The organism is Streptomyces sp. NPDC017202, assembly GCF_044331705.1.
In the GTDB taxonomy this organism is placed as follows: Bacteria; Actinomycetota; Actinomycetes; order Streptomycetales; family Streptomycetaceae; genus Streptomyces.
In genome coordinates this window covers 109816-134265 of record NZ_JBIRNP010000007.1, presented here as the reverse complement: position 1 = coordinate 134265, position 24450 = coordinate 109816, and the positions used below count along the sequence as shown (strand labels likewise).

21 protein-coding genes are annotated in these 24450 nt (G+C 71.8%); 19 read left to right on the top strand and 2 right to left on the bottom strand.

The window, feature by feature from the left end; all coding sequences use genetic code 11:
- Positions 1–95 precede the first annotated feature (95 nt).
- From ACH4N1_RS16370 to ACH4N1_RS16355, 4 genes are read left to right on the top strand one after another with little or no spacing between them, the layout of a single operon-like run.
- A complete protein-coding gene (locus ACH4N1_RS16370) occupies positions 96–2657 on the top strand; it encodes a RelA/SpoT family protein (RefSeq protein WP_398097683.1) in 2562 nt (853 codons plus the stop codon).
- A gap of 43 nt (positions 2658–2700) precedes the next feature.
- The gene (locus ACH4N1_RS16365; protein WP_398097682.1) at positions 2701–4110 is read left to right on the top strand and encodes a protein kinase; all 1410 of its coding nucleotides are present in this window, start codon (positions 2701–2703) and stop codon (positions 4108–4110) included.
- Complete coding sequence (locus ACH4N1_RS16360) at positions 4103–4513, top strand: hypothetical protein (protein ID WP_398097680.1); 411 nt, start codon at positions 4103–4105, stop codon at positions 4511–4513. The genes ACH4N1_RS16365 and ACH4N1_RS16360 overlap by 8 nt, the downstream gene beginning before the upstream one ends.
- Entirely contained in the window at positions 4497–5633 is a 1137-nt protein-coding gene (locus ACH4N1_RS16355; protein WP_382794472.1) for a caspase family protein, read from the top strand. The genes ACH4N1_RS16360 and ACH4N1_RS16355 overlap by 17 nt, the downstream gene beginning before the upstream one ends.
- Positions 5634–5780: 147 nt before the next feature.
- On the opposite strand, the gene ACH4N1_RS16350 is transcribed toward ACH4N1_RS16355, so the two are convergent.
- Both ACH4N1_RS16350 and ACH4N1_RS16345 read right to left on the bottom strand, forming a co-directional pair.
- Positions 5781–7010, bottom strand: a complete 1230-nt coding sequence (locus tag ACH4N1_RS16350) for a DUF349 domain-containing protein (protein ID WP_398097678.1) — start codon at positions 7008–7010, stop codon at positions 5781–5783.
- A 141-nt stretch (positions 7011–7151) separates the two neighbouring features.
- A complete protein-coding gene (locus ACH4N1_RS16345) occupies positions 7152–7967 on the bottom strand; it encodes a peptidylprolyl isomerase (RefSeq protein WP_398097677.1) in 816 nt (271 codons plus the stop codon).
- 179 nt (positions 7968–8146) lie between these two features.
- On the opposite strand from ACH4N1_RS16345, the gene ACH4N1_RS16340 reads away from it, so the two are divergent.
- From ACH4N1_RS16340 to ACH4N1_RS16270, 15 genes are all read left to right on the top strand, one after another.
- Positions 8147–8854 carry an MBL fold metallo-hydrolase gene (locus ACH4N1_RS16340; RefSeq protein WP_382787702.1) on the top strand — a complete coding sequence of 236 codons (708 nt, stop codon included), beginning with the start codon at positions 8147–8149 and terminating at the stop codon, positions 8852–8854.
- 13 nt (positions 8855–8867) lie between these two features.
- Complete coding sequence (gene hisS / locus ACH4N1_RS16335; RefSeq protein ID WP_398097675.1) at positions 8868–10130, top strand: histidine--tRNA ligase; 1263 nt, start codon at positions 8868–8870, stop codon at positions 10128–10130.
- 262 nt (positions 10131–10392) lie between these two features.
- On the top strand, positions 10393–11052 hold the full coding sequence (locus ACH4N1_RS16330; RefSeq protein WP_398097674.1) for a vitamin K epoxide reductase family protein: 660 nt from the start codon (positions 10393–10395) through the stop codon (positions 11050–11052).
- A gap of 123 nt (positions 11053–11175) precedes the next feature.
- Positions 11176–12531, top strand: a complete 1356-nt coding sequence (locus ACH4N1_RS16325; RefSeq protein ID WP_398097672.1) for a replication-associated recombination protein A — start codon at positions 11176–11178, stop codon at positions 12529–12531.
- Between the two features lie 301 nt (positions 12532–12832).
- The gene (rpsD, locus tag ACH4N1_RS16320) at positions 12833–13447 is read left to right on the top strand and encodes a 30S ribosomal protein S4 (protein WP_363091367.1); all 615 of its coding nucleotides are present in this window, start codon (positions 12833–12835) and stop codon (positions 13445–13447) included.
- A gap of 193 nt (positions 13448–13640) precedes the next feature.
- Positions 13641–14075: a DUF948 domain-containing protein gene (locus tag ACH4N1_RS16315; protein ID WP_366057828.1), complete on the top strand. Its 435-nt coding sequence runs from the start codon at positions 13641–13643 to the stop codon at positions 14073–14075.
- A gap of 10 nt (positions 14076–14085) precedes the next feature.
- Entirely contained in the window at positions 14086–14433 is a 348-nt protein-coding gene (locus tag ACH4N1_RS16310) for a hypothetical protein (protein WP_382792298.1), read from the top strand.
- The gene (alaS, locus tag ACH4N1_RS16305; protein WP_398097669.1) at positions 14433–17105 is read left to right on the top strand and encodes an alanine--tRNA ligase; all 2673 of its coding nucleotides are present in this window, start codon (positions 14433–14435) and stop codon (positions 17103–17105) included. Before ACH4N1_RS16310 ends, alaS begins: the two co-directional genes overlap by 1 nt.
- Positions 17106–17113: 8 nt before the next feature.
- Positions 17114–17578: a Holliday junction resolvase RuvX gene (gene ruvX, locus ACH4N1_RS16300; RefSeq protein ID WP_398097933.1), complete on the top strand. Its 465-nt coding sequence runs from the start codon at positions 17114–17116 to the stop codon at positions 17576–17578.
- A 122-nt stretch (positions 17579–17700) separates the two neighbouring features.
- Positions 17701–19425, top strand: a complete 1725-nt coding sequence (gene mltG / locus ACH4N1_RS16295; protein ID WP_398097668.1) for an endolytic transglycosylase MltG — start codon at positions 17701–17703, stop codon at positions 19423–19425.
- A gap of 4 nt (positions 19426–19429) precedes the next feature.
- The gene (locus tag ACH4N1_RS16290; RefSeq protein ID WP_398097666.1) at positions 19430–20284 is read left to right on the top strand and encodes a shikimate dehydrogenase; all 855 of its coding nucleotides are present in this window, start codon (positions 19430–19432) and stop codon (positions 20282–20284) included.
- A gap of 203 nt (positions 20285–20487) precedes the next feature.
- Positions 20488–21672 carry a chorismate synthase gene (gene aroC, locus ACH4N1_RS16285; RefSeq protein ID WP_366057822.1) on the top strand — a complete coding sequence of 395 codons (1185 nt, stop codon included), beginning with the start codon at positions 20488–20490 and terminating at the stop codon, positions 21670–21672.
- Positions 21669–22184 carry a shikimate kinase gene (locus tag ACH4N1_RS16280; protein ID WP_398097665.1) on the top strand — a complete coding sequence of 172 codons (516 nt, stop codon included), beginning with the start codon at positions 21669–21671 and terminating at the stop codon, positions 22182–22184. Before aroC ends, ACH4N1_RS16280 begins: the two co-directional genes overlap by 4 nt.
- Positions 22181–23272, top strand: coding sequence for a 3-dehydroquinate synthase (gene aroB / locus ACH4N1_RS16275; protein ID WP_398097664.1), 1092 nt, complete (start codon positions 22181–22183; stop codon positions 23270–23272). Before ACH4N1_RS16280 ends, aroB begins: the two co-directional genes overlap by 4 nt.
- 181 nt (positions 23273–23453) lie before the next feature.
- Positions 23454–24359, top strand: a complete 906-nt coding sequence (locus ACH4N1_RS16270; protein ID WP_398097931.1) for a Pro-rich N-terminal domain-containing protein — start codon at positions 23454–23456, stop codon at positions 24357–24359.
- The last annotated feature ends 91 nt before the right edge of the window (positions 24360–24450 follow it).

Here is a 24450-nt window from a genome sequence, read left to right as displayed (position 1 = left end):
CACATCGGTCCGGAGGCGATCCCGCAGCCCGGGATCGCTACGATGGATGCTCCGGAGCCTGACCGGGGCACCCGGATCGCGCACGAGGAGCCCTCTTGCCAGACGAGGCCCAGCACCTGACCGCCGCCAAGCCCGAGCCCTCCTCGGAGCCCGCGGCCGAGCCCGCGTCGCAGGCGCCCGACGACGCCCGCGGGCCGGTCGAGCACGACCGCTCCGCCCCCGTCGAGCAGCAGCCGGCCGAGCAGCCCCGCCCCAAGCCGGCCCCCGCGTCCGACGCGGCCAGGGCGGCGGCGTCCCCCTCGCCCGAGCGCCCCGCCGTCCCGTCGGCCGCCCGTCCCGCCGCCGCGCAGCAGCCCGCCCGCTCCGGCTCCTCCAACCGCGTCCGCGCCCGTCTCGCCCGCCTCGGCGGCCAGCGCGCGAACCCGTACAACCCGGTCCTGGAACCGCTGCTGCGGATAGTACGCAGCAACGACCCGAAGATCGAGACCGCCACCCTGCGCCAGATCGAGAAGGCCTACCAGGTCGCCGAGCGCTGGCACCGGGGGCAGAAGCGCAAGAGCGGCGACCCGTACATCACGCACCCGCTCGCGGTGACGACGATCCTCGCCGAGCTGGGCATGGATCCCGCCACCCTCATGGCGGGCCTGCTCCACGACACGGTCGAGGACACCGAGTACGGCCTGGACGACCTGCGCCGCGACTTCGGCGACGTGGTCGCCCTCCTCGTCGACGGCGTGACCAAGCTCGACAAGGTCAAGTTCGGCGAAGCCGCGCAGGCCGAGACCGTCCGCAAGATGGTCGTCGCCATGGCCAAGGACCCGCGCGTCCTGGTCATCAAGCTGGCCGACCGCCTGCACAACATGCGCACCATGCGCTACCTCAAGCGCGAGAAGCAGGAGAAGAAGGCGCGCGAGACCCTCGAGATCTACGCGCCGCTCGCCCATCGCCTGGGCATGAACACCATCAAGTGGGAACTGGAGGACCTCGCCTTCGCGATCCTCTACCCCAAGATGTACGACGAGATCGTCCGGCTGGTGGCCGAAAGGGCACCGAAGCGTGACGAGTACCTGGCCATAGTGACCGACGAGGTCCAGGCCGACCTGCGCGCCGCCCGCATCAAGGCGACCGTCACCGGCCGCCCCAAGCACTACTACAGCGTCTACCAGAAGATGATCGTCCGCGGCCGTGACTTCGCGGAGATCTACGACCTGGTCGGCATCCGCGTCCTGGTGGACACCGTCCGTGACTGCTACGCGGCGCTGGGCACCGTCCACGCCCGCTGGAACCCGGTTCCGGGGCGGTTCAAGGACTACATCGCGATGCCCAAGTTCAACATGTACCAGTCGCTGCACACGACGGTCATCGGCCCCAACGGCAAGCCCGTCGAACTCCAGATCCGCACGTTCGACATGCACCGCCGTGCCGAGTACGGCATCGCCGCCCACTGGAAGTACAAGCAGGAAGCCGTCGCCGGTGCCTCCAAGGTCCGCAGCGACGCCTCCAAGTCGTCCGGCAAGGGCAAGGACGACCACCTCAACGACATGGCGTGGCTGCGGCAGCTCCTGGACTGGCAGAAGGAGACCGAGGACCCCAGCGAGTTCCTGGACTCGCTGCGCTTCGACCTCTCCCGCAACGAGGTCTTCGTCTTCACACCGAAGGGCGACGTCATAGCGCTCCCGGCCGGGGCGACGCCGGTCGACTTCGCGTACGCGGTGCACACGGAGGTCGGCCACCGGACGATAGGAGCACGGGTCAACGGCAGACTCGTACCGCTGGAGTCCACGCTGGACAACGGCGACCTGGTGGAGGTCTTCACCTCCAAGGCGGTCGGCGCCGGACCGTCCCGCGACTGGCTGGGCTTCGTCAAGTCACCGCGGGCCCGCAACAAGATCCGGGCCTGGTTCTCCAAGGAGCGCCGCGACGAGGCGATCGAGCAGGGCAAGGACGCCATCGCCCGCGCGATGCGCAAGCAGAACCTGCCGATCCAGCGCATCCTCACCGGTGACTCCCTGGTCACGCTCGCGCACGAGATGCGCTATCCGGACATCTCCTCGCTGTACGCCGCGATCGGCGAGGGGCACGTCGCCGCGCAGAACGTCGTGCAGAAGCTGGTGCAGGCCCTCGGCGGCGAAGAGGCCGCGAGCGAGGAGATCGACGAGACGGTCCCGTCCCGCGGGCGCAAGCGGCGCAGCAGCAACGACCCGGGTGTGGTCGTCAAGGGCGTCGACGACGTGTGGGTCAAGCTGGCCCGCTGCTGCACGCCCGTCCCCGGCGACCCGATCATCGGCTTCGTCACGCGCGGCAGCGGTGTGTCGGTCCACCGCAGCGACTGCGTCAACGTGGACTCGCTCTCGCGGGAGCCGGAGCGCATCCTCGAAGTCGAGTGGGCGCCGACGCAGTCCTCGGTCTTCCTGGTCGCCATACAGGTCGAGGCGCTGGACCGCTCGCGGCTCCTCTCGGACGTCACGCGGGTCCTGTCGGACCAGCACGTCAACATCCTCTCGGCGGCCGTGCAGACCTCCCGCGACCGCGTCGCCACCTCCCGCTTCACCTTCGAGATGGGCGATCCCAAGCACCTGGGACACGTCCTGAAGGCCGTCCGCGGGGTCGAGGGCGTCTATGACGTCTACCGGGTGACATCGGCACGCAGGCCGTAACCTACGGGCGGACGGCAGGGGCCGACGGGGACGGGGGAGAGGGATGGGCGGTACCGGACAGGACGGATTAACGGGCGGGGCGCCACCGGCCGACGGGCCGGTGGACGGGCCGGTCGAGGCGTCGCCGCCCGCCGCGCCCCTTCTGGTGGCCGGGCGCTACCGCCCCGTCCGCTTCCTCGGCCGCGGCGGCATGGGCGTCGTGCACGAGGCGGAGGACACCCGGCTCGACCGCCGCGTCGCCGTGAAGATGCTCACCGCCGTCGAGGGTCTGGCGGGGGACAGCGAGGCCTGGGACCGCTTCCGCCGGGAGGCCCGCGCCCTGGCCCGGATCGAGCACCCGGGCGTCGTCACCCTCTACGACACCGGGGTGCACGACGGCACCCCCTACCTCGTGATGCAGGTGCTCGACGGCACCACCCTGGCCGACCTGGTGGCGGCCGCCGGACCGCTGCCGACGGCCGTCGTGTGCACGGTGGCCTTCGGCATGGCCGAGGCCCTGGAGGCCGCGCACGAGGCCGGAGTCCTGCACCGCGACGTCAAGCCCACCAACGTGGGCATCACCCGCAGCGGCCGCGTGGTCCTCCAGGACTTCGGTCTGGCCCGGCTGGCCGGCGAGGCCGCCATCACCCGTACCGGCGCCCTCGTCGGCACCCCGCAGTTCATGGCGCCCGAGGCCATGCGCGGAGTCCTGCCGGAACGCGCGGCCGACTGGTACGGCCTCGGCGTCTGCATGTACCTGATGATCACCGGCGAGCTGCCGTTCGGCCCCACCGTCGACTTCGGCGCGATCATGGAGCGGGCCCTCGGCGACGGCGTCCCCCCGCTCACCGGGAGCCGCTACGACGGCCCCGGAAACCTGTGCCGGCTGGTCGACGACCTCTGCCGGCAGGACCCCGCCGTCCGCCGCCAGGACGCCGCCGCGATCCGGGACGTCCTGCTGCCCCTGACCTACGGCGGCACGGAGGCCCTGGCCGGCCTGGTGACCGGCCGGGCCCGCGAGGAGGCCGTACGGGACGCCCGGGCCGTGCCGCACTTCGCGGAAGCCGGCGTGCTCGGCGGAGCGCACAAGGGCGTGCCCGAGTACCTCTGGGACGAGGAGCCCGTCCTGCCCGAGCAGCGGGACGCGTCACCGGACCCCTTCCGGCCCGCCACCCTCAGCGACACCACCCGCAGGATCGTGCTCGGCAGCATGACCCCGCAGAGCGCCCTGTCCCGGCAGCGCGAGGCGGTCAACCTGGTGCAGCGCGGACGCCTCCAGGAGGCGGCGCAGATGCTGTCGGTCGTGGTCCCGGTCTGCCTCTCCACGCTGGGGGCCGACCATCCGACCACCCTCACCAGCCAGTACTGGCACGCGGTCTGTCTGGCCCGGCTCGACGCCGGACGGGACGCACTGGAACTGTTCTCCCGCGTCAACGCACGCGTGGCCCGACGAACGGACGGACACGATGACTGATCCCGGCCCGGGGATCTCCGCCTCCCTGGACGACACCGGCACCGAGGACGACCTGCGTTCCCTGCTGCGCTGGCTGCGCGCGGACGACACCGCCGGCGTGCGGGCCCGCCCCGCCGCCGCCCCGCCCCCGCCCGGCGTCATGGGCACCGGCTTCGACGTGCTCCAGTTGGCCGTGTCGGGCGGACTGTCCGTGGCCTCCCTGGTGGTCTCCGTCCTCCAGTGGCAGGCCTCCCTGCGCCGCGCACCGGCCGTCACCCTGCGCCGCGGCGACGTGGAGGTCCTGCTCACGGCCCGTGCGGCCCGCGACGAGGAGGCCGTACGGCGCCTCGTCGCCCTCCTCGACGGCGACACCGCCCCCGCCCCCCGCACCGAGGGAAGCGGAGGCGATGACGGCACTCCCTGACCCGGCGCGCTCGCGGGCCGTGCTCATCGGCACCGCCTCCTACCGCCACCTGCCCCAGCTCCCCGCCGTCGAGACAGGTGTCGTCGACCTCGCCGCCGAACTGTGCGACGCCACCGTGTGGGGGCTGCCCGTGCAGCACTGCACGGTCGTCACCGACCCGCTGAGCCCCCAGACCATCCTCGACCCCGTCTACCGGGCGAGCGAGGAGGCCACCGACACCCTGCTGGTGTACTTCGCCGGACACGGCATGCGCGACGCGGAGTCCGCCGACCTCTACCTCGCCCTCGGCGACTCCCGCGAACACCTCGGCTACACCGCCGTCGCCTACCAGCACCTGCGCACCGCGCTGCGCTCCGCCCGCGCCCGCCGCAAGGTCGTCGTCCTGGACTGCTGCTTCAGCGGCCGCGCCGCCCGAGCCCTGTCCGGTGGCGACGTCCTCGCCGCGGAGGCCGCCGTGGACGGGGCGTACGTCCTGACCGCCTCCCCCCGCGACCGGATCGCCCTGGCCCCCGACGGCGAGCGCTACACCGCCTTCACCGGGGAACTCCTCACCGTGCTGCGGCACGGCGTCGAGGACGGCCCCGAACTGATCGACCTGGACACGCTCTACCGCGTCCTGCTGGAACGCCTGCGCGCCAAGAACCGCCCGCTGCCCCAGCACTCCCAGGAGAACGGCGTGGGACGGCTCCCGCTGGCCCGCAACAAGTCCCGGGCCGGCCGCCACACCCCGGCGGGCCCGGTCCTGCCCGCCGACGTCCGCGCCGCCATGGTCTCCACCGGCCTCGCCGTCGCCCGGCTGCTGCGCGCCGAGGGCAACACCCGCGACGCCCTGCCCGTGCTGCGGCTCGCCCTCCAGGAACAGCGGACCGCCGACGCCCAGGGCGACCTGCTCGCCGTCCAGCTCGAACTCTCCGAACTCCTCGCCGAGACCGGCCAGGTCAAGGACGCCATCGAGGTCCTGGAACTCGCCTTCCAGCAGGTCCACAAGGTCTACGGCCCAGAGGCCGTCCTGGTCTGCCGACGCCTCGCCGACCTGCTCCAGGAGTCCGGCAACCACCTCCAGGCCTGCGAGGTCCTCAAGCACGCCCTGGACATCAGCGAACGCGGCGGCCCCGCCTGAGTCCTCCGGCCCGCCCGGCTCTCCGGACACCGCGCGACACCCGGCACCGTGCTGCGCACCGGGCGCCGTCAGACGCCCGGGAACGCCGAACGGCCCGGCCGTGGTCTCCCACGGCCGGGCCGTTCGGGCCGGTTCCGGCAGGCGGTGTCAGCCGCCGAACTCCTGGAGCCCCTTGAGCGCCTGGTCCAGCAGCGCCTGACGGCCCTCCAGCTCACGCTCCAGCTTGTCGGCCCGGGCGCTGTTGCCCTGGGCGCGCGCCTGCTCGATCTGGGAACGCAGCTTGTCCACGGCCGCCTGGAGCTGACCGGTCAGACCCTCGGCACGCGCGCGTGCCTCCGGGTTGGTCCGGCGCCACTCGGCCTCCTCGGCCTCCTGGATGGCCCGCTCCACCGTGTGCATCCGGCCCTCGACCTTCGGCCGGGCGTCGCGCGGCACGTGGCCGATGGCCTCCCAGCGCTCGTTGACCGAGCGGAACGCGGCCCGCGCCGCCTTGAGATCCGTCACCGGGAGGATCTTCTCGGCCTCCTCGGCCAGCTCCTCCTTCAGCTTCAGGTTCTCCGTCTGCTCGGCGTCGCGCTCCGCGAAGACCGAGCCGCGGGCGGCGAAGAAGACGTCCTGGGCGCCGCGGAAGCGGTTCCACAGGTCGTCCTCGTGCTCGCGCTGGGCGCGGCCGGCCGACTTCCACTCGGTCATCAGGTCGCGGTAGCGCGCGGCCGTCGGACCCCAGTCCGTCGAGCCGGACAGCGCCTCGGCCTCGGCGACCAGCCGCTCCTTGACCCGGCGGGCCTCCTCGCGCTGGGCGTCGAGCTGCGCGAAGTGGGCCTTGCGGCGCTTGGAGAACGCCGACCGGGCGTGCGAGAACCGGTGCCACAGCTCGTCGTCCGACTTGCGGTCCAGGCGCGGCAGGCCCTTCCAGGTGTCCACCAGCGCCCGCAGCCGCTCACCGGCCGCCCGCCACTGGTCGGACTGCGCCAGCTGCTCGGCCTCCGCGACGAGGTCCTCCTTGGCCCTGCGGGCCTCGTCGGACTGCTTGGCCCGCTGCTGCTTGCGCTCCTCGCGGCGCGCCTCGACCGTCGCCACCAGCTTGTCCAGCCGGGTGCGCAGCGCGTCCAGGTCGCCGACCGCGTGATGCGCGTCCACCTGCTCGCGGATGTGGCCGATCGCGACCTGGGCGTCCTTCGCCGACAGGTCGGTGGTCCGCACCCGCTTCTCGAGGAGGCCGATCTCGACAACCAGGCCCTCGTACTTGCGCTCGAAGTAGGCCAGCGCCTCCTCGGGGGAGCCGGCCTGCCAGGAACCGACGACCTGCTCGCCGTCGGCCGTACGCACGTACACGGTCCCCGTCTCGTCGACGCGGCCCCACGGGTCGCTGCTCACAGCGCCTCCTCCACATGATGCCTCCGAAGGGCTTCGGCGCCCCGGGCATCGTCCACAGTTTCGTCACGGCCAACATAGGCGACCGGCGGGCCGCCTGTCCGCATCCAGCGCGACCGAAATGGGGCGGTCGCCGCCCCGTCGTCAGGACTTGGTGACCGTCGCCTTGTCGATCACCACGGTCGCGTTGGGGGCGCCGTCGCCGGCGCCCGTGTTCTCGCCCGCGGCGGCGATCTTCTTGAGGACGGCCATGCCGGCCTCGGAGACCGTGCCGAACGGCGTGTAGCTGGGCGGGAGCTGGCTGTCCTCGTAGACGAGGAAGAACTGGCTGCCGCCGCTATTGGGCTGGCTGGTGTTGGCCATCGCGACCGTGCCGGCCGGGTAGACGTTCGCCTTGAGGCTCGTGTCCTTCAGGTTCTCGTCCGGGATGGTGTAGCCGGGCCCGCCGCTGCCGCTGCCCGTCGGGTCGCCGCACTGGAGCACGAAGATGCCGTTGGTGGTGAGCCGGTGGCACTTGGTGTGGTCGAAGTAGCCCTTGCCGGCGAGGAAGGCGAACGAGTTCACGGTGTGCGGGGCCGCCGACGTCTTCAGCGCGACGTCGATGTCGCCGCAGGTCGTGGCCAGCTTCATCGTGTACTTCGCCGACTTGTCGATCGTGATCGCCGGCTCCTTCTTCCACGTCTGCGTCTTGACCGCGCCCGCGGCGGGCTTCTCGCACGGGTCCTTGACGGCGCTCGGCGAGGCCGACGGGCTCGCCTCGGAGCTCGCGTTCGCCTTGTCGTCGCCCTTGAGGACGCCGGTCGTGTACAGCGCCAGACTGCCCACCAGAACCACGCCGAGGACCGACGCGATCACCGCGTTGCGAGCGCGTGCCTTGCGGCGCAGGGCCGTACGGCGCTGCTGCTGCCGCAAGAACTTCTCCCGGGCGAGCTGACGCTTGCGCTGTTCCTGGGTGACCACCGGGTTCTCTCCTCGTGCGTCTCGTATGTCCACCGGTACGCGTGCGTCCAGTGAGCCGACCGCCTGCGTGTGCCCCGTACCGTATATGGGTTCGCTGAGGAATCGGCAGCGCCGGTAGGCTCTGACCGCGGGCGCAGCCGCTCCCAAGCCACCCGTATCGACACAAACGAAGGACGATCGTGCTCATTGCCGGGTTCCCCGCCGGGGCCTGGGCGACGAACTGTTACCTCGTCGCCCCCGCCGCCGGTGAGGAGTGCGTGATCATCGACCCGGGCCACCAGGCGGCCCCCGGAGTCGAGGAAGCGATCAGGAAGCATCGGCTCAAGCCCGTCGCCGTCGTCCTCACCCACGGCCACCTCGACCACGTGGCCTCGGTCGTCCCGGTCTGCGGGGCGCACGACGTCCCGGCCTGGATCCACCCCGAGGACCGGTTCATGATGAGCGACCCCGAGAAGGGGCTCGGCCGGTCCATCGGCCTGCCGCTGCTGGGCGAGCTGACCGTGGGGGAGCCCGACGACGTCCGTGAGCTGACGGACGGGGCGAAGCTGGAGCTGGCGGGTCTGGAGTTCTCCGTCGCGCACGCGCCGGGCCATACCAGGGGGTCGGTGACCTTCCGGATGCCCGAGAGCGCGGACGTCCCGTCCGTCCTCTTCTCGGGCGACCTGCTGTTCGCCGGCTCCATCGGACGCACCGACCTGCCCGGTGGCTCCATGGACGACATGCTCGAGTCGTTGGCCCGCGTGGTCCTTCCGCTCGACGACTCCACCGTGGTGCTGCCCGGTCACAATGAGCACACGACCATCGGCCAGGAACGTGCCACCAACCCGTATCTGCGGCAGGTGGCCGCCGGCCAGGGAGCCTCCGAGGCTCCCCGACGAGGAATGTGACGAGAGACCTCCCGTGAGTACCTTCCAGGCCCCCAAGGGCACGTACGACCTCATCCCGCCGGACAGCGCCACGTACCTGGCCGTCCGCGAGGCGATCGCCGCCCCGCTGCGCAACTCCGGCTACGGCTACGTCGAGACCCCCGGCTTCGAGAACGTCGAGCTGTTCGCGCGCGGTGTCGGCGAGTCCACCGACATCGTGACCAAGGAGATGTACGCCTTCGAGACCAAGGGCGGCGACCGGCTCGCGCTGCGCCCCGAGGGAACGGCGTCGGTCCTGCGCGCCGCCCTCGAGGCCAACCTCCACAAGGCGGGCAACCTCCCGGTCAAGCTCTGGTACTCCGGCTCGTACTACCGCTACGAGCGCCCGCAGAAGGGCCGCTACCGCCACTTCTCCCAGGTCGGCGCCGAGGCGATCGGTGCCGAGGACCCGGCGCTGGACGCCGAGCTGATCATCCTGGCCGACCAGGCGTACCGCTCCCTGGGGCTCAGGAACTTCCGCATCCTGCTCAACAGCCTGGGCGACAAGGAGTGCCGTCCGGTGTACCGGGAGGCGCTGCAGACCTTCCTGCGCGGCCTGGACCTCGACGAGGACACGCTCCGCCGCGCCGAGATCAACCCGCTGCGGGTCCTCGACGACAAGCGCCAGGACGTCCAGAAGCAGCTGGCCGATGCCCCGCTGCTGCGCGACTACCTCTGCGACGCCTGCAAGGCGTACCACGAGGAGGTCCGCGAGCTGGTCACGGCGGCCGGCGTCGCCTTCGAGGACGACCCGAAGCTGGTCCGCGGCCTGGACTACTACACCCGCACCACCTTCGAGTTCGTCCACGACGGCCTCGGTTCGCAGTCCGCGGTGGGCGGCGGCGGGCGCTACGACGGCCTGTCCGAGATGATCGGCGGCCCTGCGCTGCCGTCCGTCGGCTGGGCACTGGGCGTCGACCGCACCGTCCTGGCGCTGGAGGCGGAAGGCGTGGAACTCCGGCTCCCCGCGTCCACCAGCGTGTTCGCGGTCCCGCTCGGGGAGGAGGCGCGCCGCGTCCTCTTCGGCAAGGTCACCGAACTGCGCAAGCTCGGCGTCGCCGCCGACTTCTCCTACGGCGCCAAGGGCCTCAAGGCCGCGATGAAGGCGGCCAACCGGTCAGGCGCCCGGTACGCGATCGTCGCCGGCGAACGCGACCTCGCCGAGGGCGTCGTCCAGCTCAAGGACATGGAGTCCGGCGAGCAGACGGCGGTCGGCGTCAACGAGATCGTGGCCGAGCTGGAGTCGCGGCTCGGCTGACGGGCACGCGCGGGGCGCCGGACATCTCCTCGGACGTCCGGCGCCCTCGTCGTGCCCGGTGTCCGGTGCCAGGCCCGACGCGGTGCCCGGACCGTGTCCGGCGGTGCCCGGACCGGACACCCGGTACGGCTGTCCGGAACCGAACACCCGTACCGGATCTCACCTTCATCCTTATGTGGAGCGAACGGTGCGCACGCGCGCGCGTGCGGCACAATGGCCGTGCCCGAAGAAGGTCCAAGTCTCAAGTGACGGAATCGGCGTGATGAGCAAGACGACAGTCAACGACGTCTCCACCGAACCCGGTCCGCGGCGTGCCGAACCGGCCGCGACCGGGACGGCGGGCGGCAGCCGGGCGTTCGCCCTGCTGCTGGTGATCACCGGCGCGGCCGGACTGCTCGCCGCGTGGGTCATCACGGTCGACAAGTTCAAGCTCCTCGAGGCCAAGGTCGAGGGCAAGACCTTCACCCCCGGGTGCAGCCTCAACCCCGTCGTCTCCTGCGGCAGCGTCATGGAGAGCGACCAGGCCTCGGTCTTCGGCTTCCCCAACCCGATGCTCGGTCTCGTCGCCTACGGCATCGTCGTCTGCGTCGGCATCAGCCTGCTCGCGGGCGCCCGCTTCCCGCGCTGGTACTGGCTCACCTTCAACGCCGGCACCCTCTTCGGGGTCGTCTTCTGCGCCTGGCTGATGTTCCAGTCCCTGTACCGCATCAACGCCCTGTGCCTGTGGTGCTCCCTGGCCTGGGTCGCCACGATCTTCATGTTCTGGTACGTGACCTCGTTCAACGTCCGCAACGGCTTCCTGCCCGCCCCCGGCTGGCTCAAGAGCTTCTTCGGCGAGTTCACCTGGGTCCTGCCCGTGCTGCACGTCGGCATCATCGGCATGCTGATCCTGACGCGCTGGTGGGACTTCTGGACCAGCTGACCCGCCCGGCCCCGGCCGCCCCTGCTCGGCCCCGTCCGCCCCGGCCGGGACCGGACGGATCCGGCCGGCCAGGGCCTCCCGGCGGCCGACGGCATTGTCGGTCCGGTGAACTAGGGTTTCAGCGTGGAGCCCGATCTGTTCACCGCCGCAGCCGAAGAACGCCAGGAGAAGGACCCCGCCGGGAGCCCCCTGGCGGTCCGGATGCGCCCGCGCACCCTCGACGAGGTCGTGGGCCAGCAGCACCTGCTGAAGCCGGGCTCACCCCTGCGCCGCCTGGTCGGCGAGAGCGCCAGGGGCCCGGCCGGTCCCTCCTCGGTGATCCTCTGGGGCCCGCCGGGCACCGGCAAGACCACCCTGGCCTACGTCGTCTCCAAGGCCACCGACGCCCGCTTCGTCGAACTGTCCGCGATCACCGCCGGCGTCAAGGAGGTCCGTGCCGTCATCGACGGCGCCCGCCGCGCCACCGGGGGCTTCGGCAAGGAGACGGTCCTCTTCCTCGACGAGATCCACCGCTTCAGCAAGGCCCAGCAGGACTCCCTCCTGCCCGCCGTCGAGAACCGCTGGGTCACCCTGATCGCGGCCACCACGGAGAACCCGTTCTTCTCGGTGATCTCGCCCCTGCTCTCCCGCTCGCTCCTCCTCACCCTCGAACCGCTCACCGACGACGACCTGCGCGGCCTGCTGCGGCGCGCGGTGGCCGACGAACGCGGACTGAAGGGCGCCGTGGACCTCCCCGAGGACACCGAGGACCACCTCCTGCGCATCGCCGGCGGTGACGCCCGCCGCGCCCTCACCGCCCTGGAGGCCGCCGCCGGAGCCGCCCTGGACAAGGGCGAGACGCAGATCTCCCTCGCCACCCTGGAGGAGACGGTCGACCGGGCCGCCGTGAAGTACGACCGCGACGGCGACCAGCACTACGACGTCGCCAGCGCCCTGATCAAGTCGATCCGCGGCTCCGACGTCGACGCGGCCCTGCACTACCTGGCCCGCATGATCGAGGCGGGCGAGGACCCCCGTTTCATCGCCCGCCGCCTGATGATCTCCGCCAGCGAGGACATCGGCCTGGCCGACCCCGGCGCCCTGCCGATCGCGGTCGCCGCCGCCCAGGCCGTCGCCATGATCGGCTTCCCCGAGGCCGCCCTCACCCTCAGCCACGCCACCATCGCCCTGGCCCTCGCCCCCAAGTCGAACTCCGCGACGACCGCGATAGGCGCCGCCCTGGACGACGTGCGCAAGGGGCTGGCCGGGCCCGTGCCGGCGCATCTGCGGGACGGGCACTACAAGGGAGCCGCCAAGCTGGGGCACGCGCAGGGGTACGTGTACCCGCACGACCTGCCCGAGGGGATCGCCCCCCAGCAGTACGCCCCGGACGCCATCAAGGACCGCCGGTACTACGAGCCGACCCGGCACGGCGCGGAGGCGCGGTACTCGGACGCCGTGGAGTGGACCAGGAAGCACCTCGGTCGCAAGCGGGACTGAGCACCCTGTAAACTCGCTCGCAGTGCTGTGTCCCGCGCTGTCAGAACGGGACGGTCAGCCGGAGCCCCGGTCCTTCGCGGACCGGCTCCAGGAGCGTCGCGCACCGTCGAACGGTGTCGCGGGCAGCCCACCACCAGCCGGGTTTCCGGTCAGGGTCGGTGGGCCACTCGCGTGCTGCACGTATGTGCCCAGACCAGGGGAGCGGCTGCCCGGCAGGTCCCTTGCGGACCCGGCGGGTCTCCCCGGCTGCGGATGCGACCTCCTTCAACCCTGACAAGCCGAAACCAGGAAATGAGAGACAGTGGCGAACCAGTCCCGCCCCAAGGTCAAGAAGTCGCGTGCCCTCGGCATCGCGCTGACCCCGAAGGCCGTCAAGTACTTCGAGGCCCGCCCCTACCCGCCGGGTGAGCACGGCCGCGGCCGCAAGCAGAACTCGGACTACAAGGTCCGTCTGCTCGAGAAGCAGCGTCTGCGCGCGCAGTACGACGTGTCCGAGCGCCAGCTCGTCCGCGCCTACGAGCGTGCCTCCAAGGTCCAGGGCAAGACCGGTGAGGCCCTGATCATCGAGCTCGAGCGCCGCCTCGACGCGCTGGTCCTGCGTTCGGGCATCGCCCGCACGATCTACCAGGCCCGCCAGATGGTCGTCCACGGCCACATCGAGGTCAACGGCCAGAAGGTCGACAAGCCCTCGTTCCGCGTCCGTCCCGACGACGTCGTGATGGTCCGCGAGCGCAGCCGCGAGAAGACCCTCTTCGCGGTCGCCCGCGAGGGTGGCTTCGCCCCCGACGGCGAGACCCCGCGCTACCTCCAGGTGAACCTCCGCGCCCTGGCGTTCCGCCTGGACCGCGAGCCGAACCGCAAGGAGATCCCGGTCATCTGCGACGAGCAGCTGGTCGTCGAGTACTACGCCCGCTGATCCTCCGGCGGCCGCAGGACCTCTGAGTCCGGACCCGCCGTCCCCCCGCCCTCCCGGGCGGGCGGGGCGGCGGGTCCGCGCATGTCCGGGACCGCGCCGCCCGTTAATCCGGTTCGGACCGGTCCCGGCGGCGCGATAGGCTCGGTCCACGACTTTTCCGATGCAGAGGCACGTTTCAGGGAGCGGGTGCACAGTGTCCGGTGGAGAGGTGGCCGGCATCCTGGTGGCCGTGTTCTGGGCGATCCTGGTCTCCTTCCTCGCGGTCGCGCTGGCGAGACTGGCCCAGACGCTCAGGGCCACCACCAAGCTGGTGGCGGACGTGACCGATCAGGCCGTACCGCTGCTGGCGGACGCCTCCACGGCGGTCCGCTCGGCACAGACCCAGATCGACCGGGTCGACGCGATCGCCTCGGACGTCCAGGAGGTCACTTCCAACGCCTCCGCGCTCTCCACCACGGTCGCCTCCACCTTCGGCGGCCCCCTGGTGAAGGTCGCCGCCTTCGGTTACGGCGTACGCCGGGCCCTCGGCGGACGCAAGGAAGACGGGCCCGCCAAAGCGCCCCGACGCACCGTGATCGTGGGCCGGACCGTCCCGGCCCAGCGGTGGGGCAAGCGGAAGAAGGACTGAGACTCAAGCGATGTTCCGCCGTACGTTCTGGTTCGGCACCGGTGTCGCCGCCGGTGTGTGGGCCACCACCAAGGTCAACCGCAAGCTGAGGCAGCTGACCCCCGAGAGCCTCGCCGCGACCGCGGCCAACAAGGCTCTCGAGACGGGAGCGCGCCTCAAGGACCGCGCGGTGGGTTTCGCGCTCGACGTCCGCGACAACATGGCCCAGCGGGAGGCCGAACTGGGGGACGCGCTCGGGCTCCGCTCGGACCCCGAACTCCCCGCGCCCCGGCGGTACACCGCCATCGAGAACCGTCCCAGCAAGCCGAAGCACGTCGACGACACGACGTACTCGTACAACCGGAATGAGGACCACTGATGGAGTCGGCTGAGATCCGCCGCCGCTGGCTGAGCTTCTTCGAGGAGCGCGGGCACACCGTCGTCCCTTCGGCGTCGCTCATCGCGGACGACCCGACTCTGCTCCTGGTCCCCGCCGGCATGGTGCCCTTCAAGCCCTACTTCCTGGGTGAGGTCAAGCCGCCCTTCCAGCGCGCCACCAGCGTGCAGAAGTGCGTGCGCACGCCCGACATCGAAGAGGTCGGCAAGACCACCCGCCACGGCACGTTCTTCCAGATGTGCGGCAACTTCTCCTTCGGCGACTACTTCAAGGAAGGCGCCATCAAGCACGCCTGGGAGCTGCTCACCAGCCCCCAGGACAAGGGTGGTTACGGCCTGGAGCCGGAGAAGCTCTGGATCACCGTCTACAAGGACGACGACGAGGCCGAGCGCATCTGGCACGAGGTCGTCGGGGTGCCGAAGGAGCGCATCCAGCGCCTCGGCATGAAGGACAACTACTGGTCCATGGGCGTCCCCGGCCCGTGCGGTCCCTGTTCCGAGATCAACTACGACCGCGGCCCCGAGTTCGGCGTCGAGGGCGGCCCCGCCGTCAACGACGAGCGGTACGTGGAGATCTGGAACCTCGTCTTCATGCAGTACGAGCGCGGCGAGGGCATCGGCAAGGACAACTTCGAGATCCTGGGCGAACTGCCGAGCAAGAACATCGACACGGGCCTCGGCCTGGAGCGCCTCGCCATGATTCTGCAGGGCGTGCAGAACATGTACGAGATCGACACCTCCATGGCCGTCATCAAGAAGGCCACCGAGCTGACCGGTGTGGCCTACGGCGACGCCCACGAATCGGACGTCTCCCTGCGCGTGGTCACCGACCACATGCGCACCTCGGTGATGCTCATCGGCGACGGCGTGACCCCCGGCAACGAGGGCCGCGGCTACGTCCTGCGCCGCATCATGCGCCGCGCCATCCGCAACATGCGCCTGCTCGGCGCCACCGGCCCGGTCGTCAAGGACCTGATCGACACGGTCATCGAGATGATGGGCCAGCAGTACCCGGAGCTCGTCTCCGACCGCGAGCGGATCGAGAAGGTCGCCGTCGCCGAGGAGAACGCCTTCCTCAAGGCCCTCAAGGGCGGCACGAACATCCTCGACACCGCCGTCACCGAGACCAAGCAGGCCGGGGGCAGCGTCCTGTCCGGCGACAAGGCCTTCCTGCTCCACGACACCTGGGGCTTCCCGATCGACCTCACCCTGGAGATGGCCGCCGAGCAGGGGCTGTCCGTGGACGAGGACGGCTTCCGCCGCCTGATGAAGGAACAGCGGGAGCGCGCCAAGGCCGACGCCCAGGCCAAGAAGACCGGCCACGCCGGCGCCGGCGCCTACCGCGAGATCGCCGACAAGGCCGGCGAGACCGACTTCATCGGCTACACCGACACCGAGGGCGAGACCACGGTCGTCGGCATCCTCGTCGACGGCGTCTCCTCCCCGGCCGCCACCGAGGGCGACGAGGTCGAGATCGTCCTGGACCGCACCCCGTTCTACGCCGAGGGCGGCGGCCAGATCGGCGACACCGGCCGCATCAAGATCGACACCGGTGCCGTCGTCGAGATCCGCGACACCCAGAAGCCGGTGCCGGGCGTGTACGTCCACAAGGGCGTCGTCCAGTTCGGCGAGGTGACCGTCGGGGCCAAGGCCCACGCCTCGATCGACGGCCGCCGCCGTACGGCCATCGCCCGCGCCCACTCGGCCACGCACCTCACCCACCAGGCCCTGCGCGACGCCCTCGGCCCGACGGCCGCCCAGGCCGGTTCCGAGAACCAGCCCGGCCGCTTCCGCTTCGACTTCGGCTCTCCCGCCGCCGTCCCGACGGCCGTGATGACCGACGTCGAGCAGAAGATCAACGAGGTGCTCGCCCGCGACCTGGACGTGCACGCCGAGATCCTGAGCCTCGACGAGGCCAAGAAGCAGGGCGCCATCGCCGAGTTCGGCGAGAAGTACGGCGAGCGGGTCCGCGTCGTGACCATCGGCGACTTCTCCAAGGAGCTGTGCGGCGGCACCCACGTGCACAACACCGCCCAGCTCGGCCTGGTGAAGCTGCTCGGCGAGTCGTCGATCGGTTCGGGCGTGCGCCGTATCGAGGCCCTCGTCGGCGTCGACGCCTACAACTTCCTGGCCCGTGAGCACACGGTCGTCGCCCAGCTCCAGGAGCTGATCAAGGGCCGCCCGGAGGAGCTCCCGGAGAAGGTCTCCGCCATGCTCGGCAAGCTGAAGGACGCCGAGAAGGAGATCGAGAAGTTCCGCGCCGAGAAGGTCCTCCAGGCCGCCGCCGGTCTCGCCGGGTCCGCCAAGGACGTCCGCGGCGTCGCCGTCGTCACCGGCCAGGTCCCGGACGGCACCACGCCGGACGACCTGCGCAAGCTGGTCCTCGACGTGCGCGGCCGCATCCAGGGCGGGCGGGCCGTCGTGGTCGCCCTGTTCACGGTCAACAACGGCAAGCCGCTCACGGTCATCGCCACCAACGAGGCCGCCCGCGAGCGCGGCCTCAAGGCCGGCGACCTGGTCCGTACGGCGGCCAAGACCCTCGGCGGCGGAGGTGGCGGCAAGCCGGACGTCGCCCAGGGCGGCGGCCAGAACCCGGCCGCCGTCGGCGAGGCCGTCGACGCCGTCGAGCGGCTCGTGGCGGAATCGGCCAAGTGAGCCGTCCCATGCGCAAGGGCCGCCGTCTCGCCGTCGACGTCGGGGACGCCCGGATCGGGGTCGCCTCGTGCGACCCCGACGGGATCCTCGCCACCCCGGTGGAGACGGTTCCCGGCCGCGACGTCCCGGCGGCCCACCGTCGGCTGCGGCAGCTCGTCGAGGAGTACGAGCCGATCGAGGTCGTCGTCGGCCTCCCTCGCTCCCTCAAGGGGGGCGAGGGCCCGGCCGCGGTCAAGGTGCGTGCCTTCGCCCAGGAGCTGGCCAAGGGCATCGCGCCGGTCCCGGTCCGGCTGGTCGACGAGCGGATGACGACGGTGACGGCCAGTCAGGGACTGCGTGCCTCGGGCGTGAAGTCCAGGAAGGGACGTTCCGTCATCGACCAGGCGGCCGCTGTGATCATCCTTCAGCAGGCGCTGGAATCCGAACGGGTGTCAGGCTCGGCACCCGGCGAGGGCGTCGAAGTGGTCATCTGATCGCGATACGGTAACGTTCCGCGCGATGCGGTGGTGTTCGAACAGCGACCGCACAGAAAGAGGCGGGACGGTAGCCGGGCCCACAAGCCGCGCGACCGCCGCCTCGCGGCTCTAGGGGATCGATGACTGAGTATGGCCGGGGCCCTGGCTCCGAACCGTGGCATCCGGAGGACCCGTTGTACGGGGACGGCGGATGGGAAGGGCAGCAGGGCCACACCGGCCACCAGCCTGCCTACGGCGGCCAGCCGCAGCACCAGTACCCGCAGCACCCGCAACAGCCGCAGCAGGAGTACGCGGACTGGAGCAACGGCCAGCCGCAGCAGTACGGCCGGCAGGAGTACGACCAGCAGCAGTACCAGCAGTCCTACGAGCAGCAGCAGTACGCCGCTCAGGGCCAGCAGTACGCCCACCGCGACCAGCAGGCCTACCAGGAGGGCGGCTGGGACGGCACCGGCAGCCACGCGCAGGTCCCCTACGCCGCCGACCCCGGTGACCCGTACGGCCAGCAGGCCGCGGCCTACGGCGCCGAACAGCCCGACCTCTACGGGACGCCGGACGCCTATCCGCCGCCGGAGCCGCCCGCGCGCAGGCGCGCCGAGCCGGAACCGGAGGCGGCGCAGTCGCGGCCCGACTGGGACCCCGGTCCCGACCAGGGCGAGCACGCCTTCTTCGCGGGCGGCGGGGCGGACGACGAGGACGACGACGAGCCGGAGACGCGCGGCGACCGGCGCGGCCGCGGCGGCAAAGGGGCCAAGGGCGCCAAGAGCAAGAAGAGCCGCAACGGCTGTGCCTGCCTGGTCGTCCTGCTGGTGTTCGGCGGCGGTCTCGGCGGCGTCACCTACTTCGGCTACCAGTTCTACCAGAACCGTCACAGCGCGGCCCCGGACTTCACGGGCGACGGCACCAGCCAGACCGTCAGCATCGAGGTCCCGAAGGGCGCCCGCGGTGTCGACATCGGCCGCAAGCTGAAGGACGCCGGTGTGGTGAAGAGCGTGGACGCCTTCGTGTCCGCCTTCACCACCAACAACGGGGACCAGATCCAGGCGGGCGCGTACATCCTCAGGAAGGAGATGTCCGCCAAGAGCGCCGTGGAGATGATGCTCGATCCCAAGAGCCAGGCCAACGTGATGGTCCCGCCCGGCCAGCGGAACATCGCCGTCTACAAGGCGATCGACAGCAAACTCGGCCTCGCCGCCGGCACCACCAGGGACGTCGCGGAGAAGGAATTCAAGAACCTCGGCCTGCCCGACTGGGCGAACGCCGACGGCGACGCCAAGGACCCGCTGGAGGGCTTCCTCTACCCCGGCACCTACCCCGCCGCCAAGGGCATGAAGCCCGCCACGGTCCTCAAGCAGATGGTCGCCCGGGCCGACGAGGCCTACGGCAAGTACGACCTCGAGGCCAAGGCCAAGGCGCTGAAACTGGAGAACCCGCTCCAGGTCATCACGGTCGCCAGCCTGGTCCAGGCGGAGGGCAAGACGCACGACGACTTCCGCAAGATGGCGGAGGTGGTCTACAACCGCCTCAAGCCGACGAACACCGAGACCAACCAGCTGCTCCAGTTCGACTCGACCTTCAACTACCTGAAGAACGAGAGCAACATCCACATCAGCGAGTCCGAGATCAACAGCAACCAGGACCCGTACAACACGTACACCCAGAAGGGCCTTCCGCCGGGACCGATCGGGAACCCCGGGGCCGAGGCGCTGACGGCGGCGCTGACCCCGACGAGCGACGGCTGGATCTACTTCGTGGCGACCGACGGCGAGAACAAGACCGAGTTCGCCAAGACCTACGCGGAATTCGAACGGCTCAAGGACAAGTTCAACGAGAGCGCCGGTAACTGAGGACATGACCGACACCACCCGGACCGAGCACGTCCACCGGCACCGCGCCGCCGTGCTCGGCAGCCCCGTCGCCCACTCCCTCTCCCCGGTGCTGCACCGTGCCGCGTACCGGGCGATGGACCTGACGCAGTGGACGTACGACCTCTTCGACGTGGACGAGGCGGCCCTGCCCTCCTTCGTCGAGGGGCTCGGGGCCGAGTGGGCGGGACTGTCGCTGACCATGCCGCTCAAGCGCGCGGTCGTCCCCCTGCTGGACGAGGTCAGCGAGACGGCGGCCGCCGTCGAGGCGGTCAACACCCTGGTGTTCACCGAGGACGGCCGCCGCGTCGGCGACAACACCGACATCCCCGGCATGGTCGCCGCCCTGCGCGAGCACGGCGTCGAGCAGGTCGACTCGGCCGCGATCCTCGGCGCCGGCGCCACCGCCTCCTCCGCGCTGGCCGCGATGTCCAGGGTCTGCGCCGGCGAGGTCGTGGTCTACGTGCGCAGCGCGGACCGCGCCGCCGAGATGCGGCAGTGGGGCGAGCGCCTCGACGTCGACGTCCGCACGGCCGACTGGGCCGACGCGGCCGAGGCGCTGCGCGCCCCCCTGGTGATCGCCACCACGCCCGCCGGCACCACCGACGCGCTCGCCGCCGCCGTGCCGGAGCGGCCCGCCACCCTCTTCGACGTGCTCTACCACCCCTGGCCGACCGAACTGGCCGCCCGCTGGTCGATGTTCGGCGGCGCCGTCGTCAGCGGCCTCGACCTGCTGGTGCACCAGGCGGCGCTCCAGGTGGAGCGGATGACCGGGCGCTCCCCGGCCCCCCTGGACGCGATGCGCAAGGCCGGAGAGCACGCGCTCGCCTCCCGCCCGTAGCGGGATCCCCGCGTCCGGTCCGGCTCGCGGGAGCCCGCCCGCCGGTACTCGACGTCCGCCAGATGGACCGGCGGCCGGTTGCGGGCGGTGGACGTGGGAGGATCGGGGGTGGCGGACCAGGGTCGCGCACCCGGTCGCGCCGTTGCCGTACGCGAGGACGCGCGTACGCAGGGCAGGACCAGGCGCGAGACTGAGGAGCACCGTTGAGCAGGTTGCGCTGGCTGACCGCGGGGGAGTCCCACGGTCCCGCACTCGTGGCGACGCTGGAGGGCCTTCCCGCCGGCGTGCCGATCACCACGGACATGGTGGCGGACCATCTGGCGAGGCGCCGGCTCGGCTACGGGCGCGGTGCACGGATGAAGTTCGAGCGGGACGAGGTGACCTTCCTCGGCGGTGTCCGCCACGGCCTCACCCTCGGTTCCCCGGTCGCGGTCATGGTGGGCAACACCGAGTGGCCGAAGTGGGACCAGGTCATGGCGGCCGACCCGGTCGACCCCGAGGTGCTCGCCGGGCTCGCCCGCAACGCACCGCTGACCCGCCCCCGCCCCGGCCACGCCGACCTGGCCGGCATGCAGAAGTACGGCTTCGACGAGGCCCGGCCGATCCTGGAGCGCGCCTCCGCGCGCGAGACGGCCGCCCGCGTCGCCCTGGGCGCCGTCGCCCGGTCGTACCTGAAGGAGACGGCCGGCATCGAGATCGTGTCCCACGTCGTGGAGATCGCCGCCGCCAAGGCGCCGTACGGCGTGTACCCGACCCCCGCCGACGTCGAGAAGCTCGACGCCGACCCGGTGCGCTGCCTGGACGCGGACGCGTCGAAGGCGATGGTCGCCGAGATCGACCAGGCCCACAAGGACGGCGACACCCTCGGCGGAGTCGTCGAGGTGCTGGCCTACGACGTGCCGGTGGGCCTGGGCTCGCACGTGCACTGGGACCGCAAGCTGGACGCCCGGCTGGCCGGTGCCCTCATGGGCATCCAGGCGATCAAGGGCGTCGAGGTCGGCGACGGGTTCGACCTCGCGCGCGTGCCCGGCTCGCAGGCGCACGACGAGATCGTCGGCACCCCCGAGGGGCTCCGGCGGGCCTCCGGCCGCGCCGGCGGCACCGAGGGCGGTCTGTCCACCGGCGAACTGCTGCGCGTGCGCGCGGCCATGAAGCCGATCGCCACCGTGCCGCGCGCGCTGCGCACCGTGGACGTGGCCACCGGCGAGGCGACACAGGCCCACCACCAGCGCTCCGACGTCTGCGCCGTGCCGGCGGCCGGCATCGTCGCCGAGGCCATGGTCGCGCTCGTCCTCGCGGACGCCGTCGCGGAGAAGTTCGGCGGCGACAGCGTCGCCGAGACCCGCCGCAACGTGCGGTCGTACCTCGACCACCTCCCCGTCCGATGAGCGGGCCGCTGGTCGTCCTGGTCGGGCCGATGGGTGTCGGCAAGTCCACCGTCGGTCAGCAGCTGGCCGAGCGGCTCCAGGTCGCCTACCGGGACACCGACGACGACATCGTCGCCGGGCAGGGCCGCGCCATCGCCGACATCTTCGTCGAGGAGGGCGAACCCGCCTTCCGCGCCCTCGAGAAGGCGGCCGTGCTGCGCGCGCTCGCCGAGCACGACGGCGTCCTGGCGCTCGGCGGCGGCTCGGTCCTCGACGAGGAGACGCGCGGCCGGCTGGCCGGGCAGCGGGTGGTCTACCTGTCGATGGACGTCGAGGAGGCCGTCAGGCGGACCGGCCTCAACACGGCCCGCCCGCTGCTCGCCGTCAACCCGCGCAAGCAGTGGCGCGAGCTGATGGAGGCGCGCCGGCACCTCTACGAAGAGGTCGCCACCGCGGTCGTTCCGACGGACGGCCGTACGCCCGAAGAGGTCACCCAGGCAGCCCTGGACGCGTTGGAGTTGAAGGAAGCATGAGTGAGGCAGTGACGCGGATCCGGGTCGGCGGCAGCGCCGGCTCCGAGCCGTACGAGGTGCTGGTCGGCCACCGGCTCCTCGGCGAGCTGGGCGGGCTGATCGGCGACCGCGCGAAGCGGGTCGCGGTGATCCACCCCGAGGCGCTCGCCGAGACCGGGGAGGCGCTCCGCGCCGACCTGGCCGGACAGGGCTTCGAGGCGGTCGCCATCCAGGTCCCCAACGCGGAGGAGGCCAAGACCGCCGAGGTCGCGGCCTACTGCTGGAAGGCGCTCGGCCAGTCCGGGTTCACCCGCACCGACGTCGTGGTGGGCGTCGGCGGCGGCGCGACCACCGACCTCGCCGGGTTCGTGGCCGCCACCTGGCTGCGCGGGGTGCGCTGGATCGCCATCCCGACCACCGTGCTCGCCATGGTGGACGCGGCCGTCGGCGGCAAGACCGGGATCAACACCGCCGAGGGCAAGAACCTCGTCGGCGCCTTCCACCCGCCGGCCGGCGTGCTCTGCGACCTGGCCGCGCTGGACTCCCTGCCGACCCACGACTACGTCTCCGGGCTCGCCGAGGTCATCAAGGCCGGCTTCATCGCCGACCCGGTCATCCTCGACCTCATCGAGGCCGACCCCGAGGCCGCCCGCACCCCGGCCGGCCCGCACACCGCCGAGCTGATCGAGCGCTCCATCCGGGTCAAGGCGGACGTCGTCTCCTCCGACCTCAAGGAGTCGGGCCTGCGGGAGATCCTCAACTACGGCCACACGCTCGCCCACGCCATCGAGAAGAACGAGCGCTACAAGTGGCGGCACGGCGCGGCCGTCTCGGTCGGCCTGCACTTCGCCGCCGAGCTGGGCCGCCTGGCAGGCCGGCTGGACGACGCCACGGCCGACCGCCACCGCACCGTGCTGGAGTCGGTGGGACTGCCGCTGCACTACCGGCACGACCAGTGGCCCAAGCTGCTGGAGAACATGAAGGTCGACAAGAAGTCCCGCGGCGACCTCCTGCGCTTCATCGTCCTCGACGGCCTGGCCAAGCCCACCGTCATCGAGGGCCCCGACCCGGCCGTGCTGCTCGCAGCGTACGGCGAGGTGGCCGAGTAAGTCCGCAGGGTCCCCATCCGTCCGATTCGCTTGCCGCACCGGGCACTTCGCACCGCCCCCGGCCGTTCACCAAAGGACGGCCGGGGGCGGTACCGTTCGGGGGGAAGTGAGGGCCCGCACCCTCGCGGCCAGCGTCAATCGCCTGTACGAGACGGACCTGTACGAGACGGAGTGGCACCGGATGCAGCACGCAGTGGGTTCTCCGCTGCCGCCGCCCCATCAGCCGGGGCACGGACCGGCCGTCGGCTGGTCGCCGGCCGCGCAACACCCGGGTCCGCACCAGCCCGCCGGCACCCCCGGACGGCCCGTGCCCCCGCCGCCGCCTCCGGGCTTCACCGCCCCGCCGCCGGGCCCGCTCCGGCCCGCGCCCCCGGCCCCGCCCGCCGCGCACCCCCCGGCTCCGCAGCACGCTCCGCCCCCGCGGCACGCCCCGCCGCCCGGCGACGTCACCGGACACGTACCGCTGCCCCCCGGCGGCCCCGTCGGCATGCCGAGCGCACCGCCGGCCCCGGCGGCGCCCGACCCGGCGGCCACCACGCTCGCGGTACTGCTCATCGGGCCGGCCGGCGCCGGGAAGACCAGCGTCGCCAAGTTCTGGGCCGACCACCGCCGGGTGCCCACCGCCCACATCAGCCTCGACGACGTCCGCGAATGGGTCCGCTCCGGCTTCGCCGACCCCCAGTCGGGCTGGAACGACCACTCCGAGGCGCAGTACCGCCTGGCCCGCCGCACCTGCGGCTTCGCCGCGCGCAACTTCCTGGCCAACGGCATCTCGTGCATCCTCGACGACGCGATCTTCCCCGACCGCCCGGCCGTCGGGCTCGGCGGCTGGAAGCGGCACGTGGGGCCGGGCCTGCTCCCGGTCGTCCTGCTCCCCGGCCTCGAAGTCGTCCTGGAACGCAACGCGGAGCGCTCCGGCAACCGCCGCCTCGCGGACGAGGAGGTCGCCCGCATCCACGGGCGCATGGCCGGCTGGTACGGCTCCGGACTCCCGATCATCGACAATTCCCAGCTGGACGTCCCGACGACGGCACGGGTCCTGGACGACGTGCTGGCGCGAGCGATAGCCAGCCCGCCGAGCTGGTGATCACACCGGTGACCACCGCGATGCGGTAGCCGCGGCACCAGCGCCCCGTCCTCCCGCCCACCCCGCTCGGCGCAGCCCAACCGGCACAATC